This window comes from Acinetobacter sp. YH12023 (genome assembly GCF_013420135.1).
GTDB lineage: Bacteria > Pseudomonadota > Gammaproteobacteria > Pseudomonadales > Moraxellaceae > Acinetobacter > Acinetobacter amyesii.
In genome coordinates this window covers 1-17,147 of record NZ_VOYU01000006.1, presented here as the reverse complement: position 1 = coordinate 17,147, position 17,147 = coordinate 1, and the positions used below count along the sequence as shown (strand labels likewise).

General features: G+C 37.9%; 9 protein-coding genes and 2 pseudogenes. 10 read left to right on the top strand and 1 reads right to left on the bottom strand.

All coding sequences use genetic code 11. The features are described from left to right. Positions 1-8: 8 nt before the first annotated feature. Entirely contained in the window at positions 9-1,082 is a 1,074-nt protein-coding gene (locus tag FTT92_RS08075) for a hypothetical protein (RefSeq protein WP_180171830.1), read from the bottom strand. Between the two features lie 975 nt (positions 1,083-2,057). On the opposite strand from FTT92_RS08075, the gene FTT92_RS08070 reads away from it, so the two are divergent. From FTT92_RS08070 to FTT92_RS08025, 10 genes and pseudogenes are all read left to right on the top strand, one after another. Beyond that, positions 2,058-3,209, top strand: a complete 1,152-nt coding sequence (locus FTT92_RS08070) for a hypothetical protein (protein ID WP_180171829.1) — start codon at positions 2,058-2,060, stop codon at positions 3,207-3,209. 145 nt (positions 3,210-3,354) lie between these two features. Beyond that, on the top strand, positions 3,355-3,723 hold the full coding sequence (locus FTT92_RS08065) for a hypothetical protein (protein ID WP_180171828.1): 369 nt from the start codon (positions 3,355-3,357) through the stop codon (positions 3,721-3,723). A 97-nt stretch (positions 3,724-3,820) separates the two neighbouring features. Beyond that, the gene (locus tag FTT92_RS08060) at positions 3,821-4,168 is read left to right on the top strand and encodes a hypothetical protein (protein WP_180171827.1); all 348 of its coding nucleotides are present in this window, start codon (positions 3,821-3,823) and stop codon (positions 4,166-4,168) included. Positions 4,169-4,247: 79 nt separating this feature from the next. Then, positions 4,248-5,294, top strand: coding sequence for a DUF932 domain-containing protein (locus tag FTT92_RS08055; RefSeq protein ID WP_180171826.1), 1,047 nt, complete (start codon positions 4,248-4,250; stop codon positions 5,292-5,294). A gap of 152 nt (positions 5,295-5,446) precedes the next feature. Continuing rightward, a pseudogene (locus tag FTT92_RS08050) lies at positions 5,447-6,491 on the top strand (YqaJ viral recombinase family protein). Positions 6,492-6,603: 112 nt separating this feature from the next. After that, positions 6,604-7,545, top strand: coding sequence for a hydrolase or metal-binding protein (locus tag FTT92_RS08045; protein ID WP_180171825.1), 942 nt, complete (start codon positions 6,604-6,606; stop codon positions 7,543-7,545). A 154-nt stretch (positions 7,546-7,699) separates the two neighbouring features. Next, on the top strand, positions 7,700-9,457 hold the full coding sequence (locus FTT92_RS08040) for a ShlB/FhaC/HecB family hemolysin secretion/activation protein (protein ID WP_180171824.1): 1,758 nt from the start codon (positions 7,700-7,702) through the stop codon (positions 9,455-9,457). Between the two features lie 45 nt (positions 9,458-9,502). After that, positions 9,503-15,652 (top strand): DUF637 domain-containing protein, encoded by a 6,150-nt coding sequence (locus tag FTT92_RS08035; RefSeq protein WP_180171823.1) that lies wholly within the window; start codon positions 9,503-9,505, stop codon positions 15,650-15,652. 3 nt (positions 15,653-15,655) lie between these two features. Then, complete coding sequence (locus tag FTT92_RS08030; RefSeq protein ID WP_180171822.1) at positions 15,656-16,159, top strand: hypothetical protein; 504 nt, start codon at positions 15,656-15,658, stop codon at positions 16,157-16,159. A 43-nt stretch (positions 16,160-16,202) separates the two neighbouring features. Continuing rightward, a pseudogene (locus tag FTT92_RS08025) lies at positions 16,203-16,397 on the top strand (YqaJ-like viral recombinase); the annotation flags it as partial. Positions 16,398-17,147: the final 750 nt, after the last annotated feature.

The window sequence follows — 17,147 nt, the reverse complement described above, 5'->3', positions numbered from 1 at the left end:
TTAAAAAATTATGAATTGTTATCTTTAAGATGAGAGCGCTGTTTATTCTTTTGAACAATCTCTTTAATCCGGTGATATAACGATTGATTACCAACCTGATGTTGTTTTAGCCAAATTTCACTATTTCCTGAATATTTTTTTCTAATGATATCCTCTGTGATACTTTTTCTAGTGCCTTGCAATGCTTCGAATTTTCTTCGATGGAGTGAAGCGCTTTTTTTTAACCTTCGATTTGAGTCTTTTAAAAATGTGCGATCAATACTATTGAATATATAAACTGGTTTTGTTTGATCATCAGCGTCAGTAGACATTAGGAGACAGTCTTTTTTGAGGTTCAAACGAGCGGCTTGAAGATTTAATCTTTCTGTTTCTAATATATGTTGCTGCATGATTGCTTCTTTTACAGAAGAGATGGAGCCATTAGTTAAGTCACTAATAATGACGTCTTTAATGATAGAACTAATTTTTGAAACTTCATTTTTGTCGAGTAGTATTTTTTCAGCATATTTAAGAAAACTTACTTTAATGAGTTCAGTTGATTTTTGTTGTTGATGTCCATTGTGAATTTTTTCAAAAATTTTATAAATCTCGGTAGGAACAACTTCTAAGCTTTTACAATCATTATGTAAGGCATACGTATGAAAAGCCTTTTTACGTAATTTCTCTACTTGCTTTAAGCTGATACATTCTTCTGCTTCCACATAATTAAAAAACTGTTTTATCTCTGTCAAAATATCGTCGTAGAAGCGAGGTAAACGATCAATCAAGGGTATTTCGACAGTATCATTTTCATCTTCAGCAAGATAAATCCTTTGTATAGCATTTGTGCGATATTTTTTTTGTTGTTCAGTTTCTTTGTAGTGTCCTGCAGTATGGAAAGCATAAATGCTTTGTTTATCAAACTCTGTAAGCACATAACTGTATTCTTGTCGATTTGGACCTAAATCAACACCACAAAATTTTAAACGCTCATGTAATGCTGTTTGGTCACCCACACCTAGATATTTAATATTCTTTAAAACAAAATCCTCAAGTACTTTCATGAGTCTAATTTGATTATCAATTAACGACTGATCTGACATTTATACATCTCTTGAATATGAATTTGATATCATTGATTTTTAGCGTAAATATGAGCCTAATTTTACTGCAATTATTTTAGACTCAATGGGTTCCTTTTTAGAAGTGGAACGAAAAAGATCATTTTTAAAACAAGAGCAAATATTATCATAAATCTTGTAAAAGCTATCGGTCATAAATAATGTACAAATTTAGCTGATAAAATGAGGGATATAAATCTGTTATGGGGTTAGTAGCACCCTTTTAAGGGACCTGTTTTTTTACAAGGTTTTCAGTCTGAGTAATTTGATTTTTGATCTGTATTTATTGTTGTTTAAAGTGTATTGATTGAATGTTAATCGTTTTAAAAATAAAAGGCGTACAGTTTTTATTACTTATCATGGTTGAGCGATATCATTTTTTATTGAACATTGACACTCAAAAAATTGCCGATTATCCTTGACCTGCTGGCCCACATGGTCAGTCGGTTTTGACAGACCGTTTACCCAAAGCACACGAAAAAGTCTCTCTTTTTTGTGGGCATCCCTACGTGCCCCCTCTGCGGCGGAACGGGAGGGGGACATCTTCGGATGTGCTGATCTTTTTGGGTATCAGTCTGTCAACCCTCTTTCGTTTCGCCACCATTATTTGACAGTAATGTGGTGAAACTTCTTTATACCCAAAGGAGTCCGCCATGCGTACTACATTCTTAAATCCTCATTCTCTTTTTTACCCCAGTACTCTCTGTGGCGTTGTCTTCGCAAGATAGAACCGCATTATAAAAATTTAGCAATTGGGGAACGCTCAATGAAGGCATTTGTTCCTTTATTGGCCTGTATATCTGAATCATTTTATCGCTGATCTGTAGATCAACTCATTCTACGGAACAGTCACATCAGAAGAAAAGGCAGTACTCCAAGAAGAACATCAAACCGCCATAAGTCTAGCTTTACGATTTCTGAGAGGAACTTATGGACAATAAAAGAGAATGATGCAAGATGACAACAAAATTAAAGTGTCTGTCTTTATGTATTTTACTGATGGGACTGGGCGCCTGCTCTAGTAAAGATCAGCCTGAAAGTGATCCCGCTGTAGAAGAGCAAACCACAGAAAGCAAAGATGCTTTGCAGAGTGTAACTGAAACATCAGTCGTGATTGTGCCGAAAGCTCAAATCAGTCCTGATCAAAGTTGGGAGAAAATAGACAGTGATGTACTGCGAAGTAATTTGATTTACTTTTACCCTGAAAAAATGAATGTGCTCCATTACAAAGAACCGAGCAAGCTTGAGAATGATTTATTCTTCCCCGACAATCATGAATTTGTCAAGAAACAATTACATTTAGATAAGAGTCAGCTTATTGTTATTGGAATGCCGGGGCATAACTTAGACAACAATATGTTAGTCGATTTGAGTAATGATGAATATTTCAAATATGCTAACAATCTCGCCATAAACTATATACGCGCCTTACAAGTACCAAAGGTTAAACCCAAACAGGAATTTGAAAAAACACAGCATTATGAGGAACGAGTTAAACAAGCTCAGCAAAATTCACTAAATAATGCAATCGACTATGATGCTGAATTATTGGAAAGGGTGTTGAATTATATTGCTCCTGATATTACTTCAATCGGAAGCGAAAGCGCTTACCAATATGATGCTGATAAAGAGTTAATGACAATTAACTTTAAACAGAAAAGCCGATATGTTTCCTCTGTGGTTAAATCAGAACTAATCATCAAGGTTCCGCCTGATTTAGCAAAGACTCTCGCAGAAAACTTTGGCCAACTTAACATCGGTTATGTATTTACACGCCAAAATAACACCTTGAATTTGGATGGGATATTTTTTTATTTAGTACGTTATGGCAATCCTGATCAGCAGAACTATACCTCTAGATTATATCTCTCACCAATCATTAAGCCGAATACATTTAAGCAAAAAAGTGCGGTCAATGTATTCTGGAAAAACAATGATGCTGTTGAGGAAATTGACACACTACCTTTTAAAGACGTGCTGACATCACCGATATGGAAATTTAAGTTTGGTCTAGAAAACTATTTATCTCCAGAATCATTATTACAAAAATACGTTAAGCCAGAAATTCCTAAAGAACCTGATGAGCTTCAGTATTTGGGTCATGGGTGAAAATGAAAAATTTGTATTTTAGTGCTTTTTAAAAATAAAGAAATTTCAAATACATATTACCGAAATGTAATGGCTTTCTCTTCTCAATGCCTATTGAGGAAAGTATATGTCTACATTTGAATACACGATTTAGGAAAAATTTATAATGAATAATTTATTTAAAAATCTGAGCTTTGCTGTATTGGCATTTATATCTGTACTGACTTTACAAGGCTGCAGTTCAAGTCTTGATCCTGATATGTTTTCAGTAGAGTTAAATGAAGCGGGTTTGTACTCGTGGAGTACTCCAGTGATTTCCATTCGTTCTAATACAGCTGAACCGATAGAGGTGACGAATGTCATAGTCAATAAAGGACAGTGCAGCTTTATCGGTCATGATCGAAGATTTAACTTTCCATTGCATTTTCAGATGGGGCAACTTGCTAGATTAAGAATCACTAAATGCAGCTTTGCCAATGTGGTACAGGTGGATATTGAAACCACTGAAGGAACTGTAAGTTATAGCTTTAACTAGCCGATCTCATTGGTTAAGACAGCAAAATCAACGAATCAAAAAGCCGAGTCCATGAAGGACTCGGCTTTTTTTATGTCTAAACTTTAAGGAAATAAAGATGAATTTAATTATTTGTCCTGCATGTGGCGGTGACCAAATTGAAAGGGTCGGCCCTCAACTTTCTACATCCATTGAATTTCAGCAGCCAAGGTCTTTAAAGCCGCCTATACAAAATCTGATTCAGAACTTTGTGAATTATGCAGCGATGGGCGCATCTAGCGCTCGGCTGATTAAGGGGCAGCGTACGATGATTTATGTATTTGGGGCTTTAATCGGTGGGGCAGTTGGCTGTGCAGCCTGCATCTTGAAACACATCCATGAGCAGCATTCCGAAACCCTGATGAAAGATGAATCTCAGCCGCAAGTACATCACCATTGTTTGGAGTGCGGACACTACTTTAACTAGATTTGATGGAATTTAGACGGTAGTTGTTTTTAATCCCCCTAATTTGAATAGTCAGTAAAAATTAAAAGGAAATAAGTATATGGCACATTTAATTGAAAAAATGGCTTATGTCGGCGAAACCCCTTGGCATGGTCTTGGCAATCAACTGTCGCAAAATCAGCCGATTGAAGTCTGGGCGAAACAGGCAGGTATGGATTGGCGTATTGAATCATCAAACGTCAGCTATATGGCACAAAATGAACGCGGTCAAAGCATCATCATGCCTTTCGAGGAACAGCGCGTACTTTACCGCTCGGATACCCATGCACCTTTATCCGTGGTCAGTCAGCGCTATCAGGAAGTCCAGCCTGCAGAGGTGTTAGAGTTCTACCGAGATCTCACTGAACAATCAGGTTTTGAGCTGGAAACGGCGGGTGTATTGAAAGGCGGAAAAAAATTCTGGGCTTTGGCTAAAACCGGGCAGACAGCAGCACTCAAAGGTAAAGATGTCAGTAATGGCTATATCTTATTGGCTACGGGCTGTGATGGAACACTAGCGACAACTGCACAGTTCACTTCAATCCGTGTGGTGTGCAATAACACCTTAGCGATTGCTCTCAAAGGACAGAACAGCAGTGCAGGTGTGGTCAAAGTTCCGCACAGCACTCGCTTTGATGCCCAAAAGATTAAACAGCAGTTGGGAATTTCTGTCCAGGCATGGGATGAACATATGTATGAAATGAAACAGCTCAGTCAGCGTAAAGTCACTCAAAGCGAAGCAGCAGCTTATTTTGATGCCGTGTTTAACAATAGCAGCTTGAGTCCGAATGAGCAGGACGAAGGTATTATTCAGTTCTACCGCAATGTCGCTACCCAAGCTAATTCAGCCCCTAAAGCTGAAAACAAGACTGAGCCGAATGGACGTGCCATGTCGAAAGTCATGACCATGTTTAATGGTCATGGCCGTGGGGCAGAACTCAGTTCAGCTAAAGATACCGCTTATGGTTTGCTATGCAGTATTACAGAATTTGCCGATCATGAACGCCGGGCTATGAGTCAAGATCACCGACTCGATTCAGCATGGTTTGGCGCAGGTGCTGGGTTGAAGCAACGTGGACTCGAACAAGCGCTGCGTATGCTTGCTTAAGTTCAATAGTTCTCTTTTTTATAAATTAGCCTAAATATTACAGAACAAGGCCAAATATTTTTCTTCACTTATGAATCAAATACCAAGCTCTTAAAGCCGTGTCTTCGGGCACGGCTTTTTTATGCCCAAAATTTAAATTAGAGGAATTAACAATGAATCATTTATCAAATCTACCTGCAGCATATGTACAGCCTAAAGTATTCCGTGCTCCTAAAAATTTTACCGCAAAACGTTTTATGGCGACTAAAAATATGACTCAGGCCGAATGGCTGGAAGTGCGAAGGCAAGGCATCGGCAGCAGTGACTGCGCAGCAGCCTGTGGGCTCAACCCTTATATGTCGATGCTGGAACTCTGGATGATCAAGACTGGACGGATCAAGCAAATCGATTGAAGATGAAAGTGAGGGCCATGCACCACTGTATTGGGGCAAGCGTTTGGAACCCTTGGTCGCTGAGTATTACAGCATGCATACCAACTATAAAGTCCGCCGGGTTAATGCTGTGCTGCAGCATCCTGACCCAGACAAGTATTTCATGTTAGCCAACTTAGATTATTCAGTAGTGGGTGACGCAGATGTGCAGGTTCTAGAATGTAAAACCGCAGGGGAATATGGCGCTAAGCTTTGGCGGGATGGTGTGCCTCTATATGTACTGTGTCAGGTCCAGCATCAACTGGCTGTGACGGGGAAGAAGGCAGCACATATCTGTGTACTGATTTGCGGACATGAAACCCGAATATTTAAAGTGACCCGTTCAGAATCGGTGATTCAGCATATCGTGAATGCAGAGCGTTACTTCTGGGAGTGCGTGGAAAAGGATACACCGCCTGATGCAGATGCTAGTGAATCGGCCGCTAAAGCTTTGCAATTACTGTATCCAGAGCATGTACCGCTAAGTACGACCGATCTCTCGTTAGATGATCAAGCCAACCAACAGTTTGAGCAGCTGATTCAAGCACGCAATCAAATTGAAAAGCACCAAGAGCAATTCGATCTGCTGAAACACCAGCTGCAGGCCAAGATGCAGGAGGCTGAGCGCGCAACCTTCAAAGCAGGTTCAGTCACGTGGAAAAAGGCCAAAGACTCAATCAGCTTAGATAGCAAAGCACTACTAAAACAGTACCCTGAATATCTGAACCAATTCCTGCAAAGTAAATCTGGTTCAAGACGCTTCAATATTTACCCAGATGATGAATGAGATGAATTCATTCTTCGAGATACGCAAGCAAATCAATTTAAGGCCATAACGATCCCATGCCAAACAGCATGGGATTTTTTATGCCGATTTCATTGTTCAAAAGAGAAATACCATGATTAAAGGTTTAGCAATCACACCGCCTATTTTAGGGCGAATCAGCATTGGCCGAATGGTCGAAAAGAACGGCAAGCGTCTGCCTGAAAAGGATGATCAATTCACCATTACCAGTCAAATCCATAAAGATAGTGGTTGGATCAAACATCCTTTAGATGAACAACTTCGAGCTAAAGCGCAAAATCAAAAACTCAGAACCATACCAGTCCGTATGATCTTTAATGATCCTGAACTGAATCTACGAGCAGAGTACAGCTTATTTGACCGTCAAACCGGACGACCCGTTTGTGTGGGTAATGGTGAAACCTGTCAGCGGTTGACTAGTCAAGGTGTAGAGCAGCACCCATGTCCATCGCCCGCTTTATGTTCAATGGCTCAAGGTGGGCACTGTAAGCCTTATGGTCGACTGCATGTCAATTTAGATGAATCGGATGAACTGGGCACATTCATCTTTAGAACCACAGGCTTTAACAGTATTCGAACTTTGGCCGCACGACTGAGTTACTACCATGCAGCATCCTGTGGGCTATTGTCGTGTTTACCGTTACAACTGACCTTAAGAGGAAAATCAACAATACAGAGTTATCGTACTCCTGTGTACTACGTAGATTTAACCCTACGAGATGGGATTAATCTTCAGCAAGCCATTCACATAGCAAAAGATATTGATCAGCAAAGTCAGAATAGTGGTTTTAATCAGGAAGCTTTAGATCAAGTTGCAAGACAAGGCTTTGCTAATGCGCAGTTTGAAGTGAATGTGGGGGAAGGTTTGGATTTGATGGGGGAGTTTTATACGAATGAAAATCAAGATACTGACACTGAACATTTCCAGCTTGTAACAACGCCGAAAACTAAGGCAAAGCCTAAGCCGAATCAATGTGAGGATTTTGTGCAAGATATACAGAAAGGGTTGCAGGGGAGTGTGAGGGTGGTGAATTAAGATTAAAGGCATCTGAGGATGCCTTTGTTAAGCATTTATGCTTTTTCTTTTATGTAAATGCATGTGATTTTTTGATTGAGAAAGCTATTGATAATTGTGTATTTATTATGTATTTTTTGTAAGTTTTTTGAGAACATAGTAAAAATTAACAAAAATGAGTCAAATAAAATATTTAGCCATATGTTGTCTAAGTGCTGTGAGTAATGCTTTTGCTAATGGGGGAGTCGACACCTCTAATGTTCAATCAGTATATCCGCAAGATTTATCTTTACCTGAGTTGATTCGGCAAGATCAGCGTTTAGCTGATTTAAAGCAATATTTGGATACTCAAACTATTATTCAGCCTACCGAACGAAACCTACTTAGCAATCAACTGATCATTATTAAGGAAGAACCATGTTTTAATATCCAGAAAATAGAAATTAGTACTGGTGATTCAGGTGTAAAAGTGTTGGATGCTTTTAGTTTTTTGATGAAGACCCTGAATAAAAAAAGTAGTGCAATCGTTGGGCAATGTATCGGCACGCAAAGTCTACAGAATATAGTCAGATTTGCTCAGAATGAGTTGATTAAAAAAGGTTTTGTGACGACTCAAATTGTGGTGCCTGAACAGGATATGACAGAAGGTATTTTAAGCTTTCAAGTTGTACCTGGACGCATTTCGCAGATTATTCATCAAGGTCCACAAATTTCTCAAATACAATTGAATACTGCATTTCCATTCAAAGATGGCGACATTCTGAATATTCGTGATCTAGACCAAGCTTTAGAAAACTTAAAAAAAGTTTCTGGACTAGATGTTGATATACAAATAGAAGCGAATGGGGAAAGCTCGACAGCTGGTCAGAGTAATATTGTGGTGACGACACAACCTTATAAAAAAGCGAATCTAAGCTTGTCTGTGGATGATTCAGGGAATAAAAGCACTGGACGATATATAGGCAATATAGGCGTGTCACTGAATAACCCCTTAAGATTAAATGACAGTTTAAATCTGAATTTTAGCCATTCATTAGATAATATTCATCAAGATCGTAATAAAAGTTATTTTGCCAGCTACCAATTACCATTCCAGACCTTTGACTTGAGTGCCGCTTATAACTGGTATGAATACGATCAGTATGTTGCGGGCTACGAGAAGCCGATTTTATACAGTGGTGAAAGTCAACAGGCCAATGTCACCTTGTCAAAAATGCTATTAAGAGGAACGCAATATAAAACCTCTGTGTACGGCAAAGTCTATCAAAAGCAAAACCGTAACTATATCGAAGATATTGAAATTGGGGTACAGCGCAGACGAACTGCAGGATGGCATGTTGGTATTCAACATAAGCATTATGTTGGAAATACTTTGTTTGATGCAGCGCTTGATTATCGTCGAGGTATAGGTGCTTTTAATGCACTTGCAGCCCCAGAAGAAAAAATTACCGATATCTATGGCAATCCACTTCCAGTAGAAGGTTACTCACGAGCACCTTTGTGGAGTGCTGATTTACGCATCAATTATCCCTTTGTTTTACTCAATCAAGCGGCCCAATACCGTATTAATTGGAAAGGGCAGTATGCCCCAAAAGTCTTGGTTCCACAGGATAGGTTTTATATTGGAGGTCGCTATAGTGTTCGAGGTTTTGATGGGGAAATTATGTTGTCTGGAGACAATGGTCATTTTTTACAGCAAGAAATCAATGTCAACCTTCCCTTTAATAATCAGCTCTATGTGGGTGTCGATCAAGGTTGGGTTGGTGGGGAACACAGCATTGCAGGTCAACGTTACCTAGCAGGTGGAGTTGCGGGCATCCGTACTTACTATCATGGCCTTTATCTAGATGCTTTTGCCGGACATGGTTTGGTTGCACCGAACAATATGAAAAGAGAAATAAGTACAGGCTTTAGCCTCAGTTATTCCTACTAAAAAATTTAACTTTTAAAAACTTAATTTAAAAAAGAAGTCCTTTTAATGAACAAAAATCTTTATCGCATTATTTTTAGCAAATCCCGTAACATGTTTATTGCTGTGGGTGAAAACAGTAAAAGTCAAACTAAAGCGGCTGGAGAAAGTGCAAAAATAAGCACTTCCATCGAGGTTCAAGATAATACAGCTTTACATCAACATTGGGTGGTTAAAAGTCTTGTTGCGAGCATCAGTTTATGGATGCCTTTGGCTCCAGTTTATGCACAAATTCAAGCAGATACATCTGCCAGTGCTGCAAACCGGCCAGTGATTGGAGTGGGGTTAAACAACCAAGGGCAAAATGTACCTGTGGTAAACATTCAAACACCAGTGAATGGCGTATCCCACAATAAGTATAAACAAATGGATGTACTCAATAATGGAGTGGTATTAAATAATAGTCGTACTGGTGCAGGTTCTGTGATTGTGGGGAGTGTGGGGGCGAATCCATTCTTAGCTACTGGTGAAGCAAGGCTTATCTTAAACGAAATAAATTCAACAGCTGCTACGCGTTTTGAAGGAAATCTAGAAGTTGCCGGTCAACGTGCAGATGTGGTTATTGCCAACCCAGCGGGTATTAACATCAAAGGTGGTGGTTTTATTAATGCCAACAAAGCCATTTTTACCACTGGAAAACCACAGCTGAACGCAGATGGAAGTCTGCAACAATTTGTAGTAGACCAAGGCACAGTAACAGTTAGTGCAAATGCAGGTTCAAATCTAGGTTTGGGCGGTAACAACAATAATGCGGATTATGTGGATATTTATGCACGTGCATTAGAGTTAAATGCACAGTTACACGCCAATCAAGATATCAATGTAATCACCGGTGCAAATGCCATCTCATCAAACCTTGAAAGCATAGAGAGTAAAACTTCAACAGCTGCAGTACCTGTATTAGCCGTGGATATTAAAAGTTTGGGTGGGATGTATGCCAATAATATTTACTTGATGGGGAATGAAAAGGGTTTAGGTGTTTCTAACGCTGGCATACTTCAAGCTGTAAATAATATAGTGGTGACTAACACAGGTAAAATTGTCCATAGTGGAACAATCTCAACCACAGATAAAAAGAACGGTTTAGTCAGTGTTGCAACGACAGGAGCGGGAACCGCGGCAGACATAGCAGTGAGCGGTTCGATCAACAGCTATGGATTGATCAGTGTTGATTCAGCTAATGATTTAAATCTCACTGCGAAGGATATAACGGTTAATTATGATGCAACGACGAAAAACTCTGCAGCTTTAATTGTTAGTGCTAAAGAAAATATTAATCTTGCTACAGGGACTAAGATCAATAATTTAAGTACAGCAGGTGATTTATATATAGATGCCAAAGGAATCAATCTGGCGGCGAATTCAGAGTTACGCAGTAATCGCGGTTCAGCCACAATTAATGCCAATGAAAATTTGATTAGTAATAGCACTGCAAGACTGATTGCTGCACAAGATTTGAATTTATCAGGTAATAAAAATTTAAAACTAATTGGAAACACATTACAGGCGACGACGGGTTCCATCAATATCCAGTCAGCTGCAGAAGACGCTCAAGTGCTCTACGTGGAGGGAGGATCACTCTATGCGGGTAAAGACTTAAATGTATACGGTACAGGTGATGTTAGCCTTAAAAATCTAAGTTTTAACCTTGTTAATGATGCGACACGTTTAAAGAATATTAATGTCTATAGTGGAAATAATTTGACTTGGGATAATCAAGCGAAGCCCTTAGCTAAAATTTCCGGAAAAGTTCAGCTTGAAGCAAAACAAGGTTTAGAACTCTCAGGCACAGCAATCCATGCTGCAAATGGCATTGTTACACAATCAGATACTTTAACCCTCAATAGTGCAATCAAATCAGATCAGGGCATTGATTTAACAACTGAAAAAGCGATGACCCTTGCAAGAGGAGCTAATTTAACAGCAACTAAGGATGTAAATCTTGCTTCCTTGCAGGGAAGTATCGAAGCAGACAGTCTGAAAGCCAACTCTTCCCAAGGTCGTACTTCAATCATCGCGAATGAAAATGTAAATTTAAATTCAAGCCAAACTATTGTTTCAGCACCTCACGCAGACCGAGATGAACAGATTACTGATAAAACTGTGATCAATGCAGATCAGGGAATTATCATTGCAAGTGTAGAGAAAGGCAGTATTAATGTGAACTCGACTGATCTCATTTCAGCCAGAGGTGATTTGCAGATACTGGGACAAAATGGGGTAGTAATAAGCTCAAATACAGACGTAGTCGTTAGTGGAGATACTGCGCGAGATACGCTTCTGACGAATCAGATTGAAGCAAAATCGGTATCAATAAGTACGAAGAAAGGTAATCTTGATATTCAAAATACGGCCATAGAGTCGACAGTTGATCAGCTGCATTTAAACAGTGAAACAGGCATGCTGAAGGTTAAGAATACAACTCTTCAATCGAAAGGCAATACTGAGATTTATGCTAAGGATATATTAAGCCTTAAGAATGTAACGGCAAATTCTGATCGACATTTAGCTATTAATTCAAAAAGAACTCTGTATTTAAATGCAGACTATACACCAACAGGAACGAGATGGGCTACAGGAGCAAAAACATCTTTAAATGCTGACGGTATACTTTCTTTGACGGCTACAGGCAACCAAGTGATGCAGAATGCAACACTGACAGGTGGCGCAGTATTACTTGAAACAACAAATCTTTTTGTTAAGCCGGGACTTGTTTTTAATGCGATAGGTAGCGATTTACTTAAAAATGATGCCAAGCTCAATAGTTTAAATGGTGATTTAAGTATTCAGACTTCGGGTACAACAGGTTTAACCATTGACCCTAAAATTATGACTTTATCTGCAGTTGGGGATATTGAGCTGATTGCAAAAAATGGCGTTTTAAAGCTTGCAGGATATGGTGGTACGCAAGGTAATGGTTCTGAGCAAGTAGTTAAGTTAAATACAATAGGTGGTGGGATTAACTTGGAAGGTTCAAAAATAGAACTGCAAGGCTCACAGCTAAATGCAAAAAATGATATCAATATTATTTCTGGTAGTAGTGATATATTAATTGATGGTGTGAAAAATACTTTTTTAAATAAAAATAATGAAAAAATTGTAAATCAATTAGAAATAGAAAAGGGTGAATTAGAGGTTGTTTCGAATGAAGATAATCCTGCTTATACGGAAGAATTAAGGCTGCTCTCAATTTTTATTTTTGAATCTTCACTAGGTTTAATGAGTACTAGTGAAAAAGATAAAGCAGTTAAGAAAATAAATGAAAAAGTAGATGCAATTAATAAAAAGTATAATACTAGTAATACATTTACGACGACTAAGACGTGGTTTAATAAACTTGTAAATAAATATAAATATACTTTTACTTTAAACGCTAAAAAGCCATTTCAAATTCTAATAGATGAAAAACAAAAGGACATTGATTTTTTTAATCTAAATCTAAATGGCTATGAACATACGGGAGCAGGTATTGTAAGTGAATTAGGTAATCTAAATATAACTTCAAATAATGGGCTATCAATTAGTGGAAGTGATCTAATTGCAAAATCAGGTTTAATTAACTTGGAATCACGCGGTGCCTTAGATGGGTTATATACTTTAACATCAAACTCTGAAACATCAAGTACCCCTAAAACTATGGCTGCTAGTATGATTATTGATGGTCATACAAACTTTTATGATATTGGTAGTGAGGATGCTAATAAATATAGCATGAGGACTTTAGTTAACCCTACAAAAATTAATGGTGATAAAGGAGTAAATATTAAAACTGTTGGCATTACAGAAAATGATAATTTAGTTATGCAAGCAACAGGAATTGTATCTAATGGTGATATTACAATTGAATCAAATAAAAATATTCTCTTTGATTCCGCAATAGAACAAAGTTATGACAAGACAACTAAGATTCAAAAGAAAAAGTCTTGGGGTGGATTAAAGAAAAAGACTATAACTACAGTAACAGAAAATAATGATGTTGAAGCAGCATCTGTAGATTTTTACGGTAAAAATATTACTATTGAAAGTAAAGATCAGAACCCAGATATCAGTATAGATATCTATTCCGGTAAGTTTACTGCAAATGGTGGAAATATTTCTATTAAAGCAGGGGGGGATCTTAACTTTTATACTGTGGAAGAATCCTCAACTAGTGATGTAGATATCAAAAAAACATCTTCATTTTCCGGAATAAAATATAACAATTCAAAAACAAATTCGACGAGAACACAAGTTTCGGATTTACCAGCGACATTAAAGGCAGATTATATTGGAACTAAATCAGGTTTTGATACTCGGCTAGAAGGGACAGAATTTGAATATTTAAAGGGTGCAACTATTGAGGCTGGTGGAAAGCTAGAATTGATTGCTGCAAAAACTACTATTACCGAATTACTCAAAAAAGAGAAAAATTCAGTTGTTTGGCAATCTATGCAGGATAAAGGTTCAATTACTGAAACTGCCCAGCTTCCACAATTTAATGGACCTGTTTTACCAACCTTTAAAGCGGCAGGTGGGTTGAGTGTTCAAATCCCAATATCAGAAAAAGATCAAAATAAAGTCGTTATACGTGATGAAATTTTAAAATTAGCCAATCAACCTGGTAATGCGTACTTAAAAGAGTTGGTCAATAGAAAGGATGTAGACTGGAATACGGTTATTCTTGCACAGAAAGATTGGGATTATAAGTCACAAGGCTTAACTGGTGCTGGAGCTGCACTCCTAGTGATTATTGTTACGATAGCAACAATGGGAACTGGTACGGCAGCTGCAGCTGGAGCTGCTGGGGGGGCTGCCGCTAGCGGAACAACAGTCGGACTTGGCGCTAGTATGATCGGAGCTGCTGGTGTAACAACTACTGCAGCAGGTGCAATTGTTCCATCTGTATTAGGCACGATGGCAAATGCAGCAGTAACATCTCTTGCAACACAAGCAAGTATTGGGCTGGTAAATAATGGTGGTGATATTCGAGCTACCCTAAAAGATTTAGGGAGTAAGGATGCCGTTAAAAATTTAGCGACAAGTGTTGTGACAGCAGGTTTACTCAGTCAAGTAAGCCCTGCGTTGAACGTAGATTTAGATAGTACGGCATTTTCAAGCAGATTAATAAATAATTTTACCACTGCTGTTGGTTCAACTTTAGTTCAAACTGCAATCAAAGGTGGTGACTTAGAAGACAATCTTAAGGTTGCATTGTTAGCAGGATTGGCGGGAGTTGTGCAAGGAGAGTTGGCTAGTCAGATCGGGGAACATTTGTATAAAGTAGATGCAAAAGTTTTTGAATATACAATTCATAAAATTGCGCATGCTGCCGTTGGGTGTGCGGTATCGGCAGCGACTAAGGCTAGCTGTGAGGCCGGAGCAATTGGTGCTGGTGTTGGTGAAATCGTAGCTGAACTAATGATTCCAGCAGGGAAAACTGCATTAGACCTGACTGAAGACGAAAGAATTCGAATTAAAAATACGACTAAGCTTATTGCTGGGACTACAGCGGCTTTTGCAGGCTATGATGTTAATACAGCTGCGAATAGTGCGGATATTGCTGTTGAAAATAATGCTTTAAAACCATTAAGTTCAGCTGGAAAAATTGCATGGAAAGTAGGGAAGGTAATTAAAAAAGAACTGGATGCTGGTAAGAAAATAACAGCTGAAGATTTGCCTGAATTACTAAAGGATGTTGTGAAAGGTGAAATTCAAAATGGTGCAGATAGTATAAAAACATTAATTGATCCTGATACAACAGCATTTGAGAAGTCATTAGCTATTTTAGATTTAGCAATTGGAATTGATCTTAAAGCTGGTAAAAATGTTGAAGTATTAAAAGTAGATCAAAAAGTTATTGCGAAAAATGCCCCGACTAGAGCTGAAAGCAGTGAAATGCTTGGTGCGAAGGGTATCCGCTTGGATAGTAAAACTGTGTGGAAGATGACTGGAACTAAGGCCCGTATTGATGTTGAAAATCCTGCACCAGGTAAACGAGCTGGTCAGATTCATTATCAGGATATTGATAATAAAAAATATTTATTCGACCCTAAAACTAATAAGTTTTATATAGGATTTGATAAAACACAAGAAGCTCCAAAGTCTATACAAGCCTTACTTAATAATGCATCTTTTAAGGCTGGAATTGATAAAGCTAAGAAATATTTAGGTGAGGTTTGATAAATGTTTACTAATAATGCAATGAAAAATTTAATGAATGGTGTATTTCAGAAAGATTTTTGTTTACCTGATGAGTTGCAAATTATACTAAATGAAGGATTTAAAAAATTGGATCGGGGAATAATAGTCTTTAATAGAACATTTAGTGAACAATTTTCGTCTTGTGAAGATGTGAATTCTAATATAGATAAATTTCTGGAGACCTTCATAGATAAATCAGGATTTGAAAATTTCATAAATAAAATACATATTGATGATTATGTTTTTGAAAGTGTTGATATTGTAAATTCTGCATTTATTTTTTTAGAAAAATTTAATATTCTTTGGGGGCAATCTTTTCCAGAGATAAATTGTATTTCATTAATTTCTTTTGATACTGATAATGAATTTGGTTTAGGATGTGTGTTTAGGTTTCACGTAATAAGAGAAGGTAGTGAAATATATGATATTGAAAAAATAGAGGATTTTATTGAGCCAATGGCTATAAAGGTATATCAGGCAGTTTAAGTTAATCAAGACTAATATAATGGCTGTTTTGGTCTGCTCAAATCATCAGCTGCAGGCCAAGATGCAGGGGGCTGAGCGTGCGATCTTTAAAGCTGGTTCAGTCACGTGGAAAAAGGCCAAAGACTCAATCAGCTTAGATAGCAAAGCACTACTAAAACAGTACCCTGAATATCTGAACCAATTCCCGCAAAGTAAATCTGGTTCAAGACGCTTCAATATTTACCCAGCTGATGAATGAGATAAATTCATTCTTCGAGATACGCAAGCAAATCAATTAAAGGCCATAACGATCTCATGCCAAACAGCATGGGATTTTTTATGCCGACCTCATTGATAAAAAGAGAAATATCATGATCAAAGGTTTAGTAATGAAGGGGTTTGCTTTTGGAATTTTTTTTATATAAATTAGATAAATAATGAGTAACGATTATACATATGGATTAAGGTGAGATTTATAAGTTTCTTAAATGGACCTTAGTGAAAGCTCTGCCAACTAACATGTTGTTCTGTGAAAGAAGTATCTTGTTATTAAGTTGAAAGCTGCTTAATTACAATAAGAAACTATGAGCTTGGTATTGCTATCTAATAAAAGTGAACATCAAGTTTAGATGATAATTTTATCGGTAAACTAAAATTAGCCGATGGCGCAGAATGTTTATCAGAGAGTATTATGGGTGTTATTGTTCGTATCCTCAAAGCTAATCATGGGGACTGTATATTAGTTAGTCATGAGGGACCCTTGAGCACTTTCAATATATTGATTGATGGTGGACCCTCAATGGCCTTTAAGCACGGCCCTAGACAACGATATAAGGGAGCACTTTGCGAAGTTCTGGATGATCTAAAAGGAAAAGGTCAACATGATGTGTGCTGAATTAGCAGGAGACTTTCACTTGGGAGATTCTAGGCAGCTAACCGATAAAAGTCTTCTGCCATTTGATTTGGTGTCTTAAAATCCAAGCCTTTTTGAATTCTTCGCTGATTATAA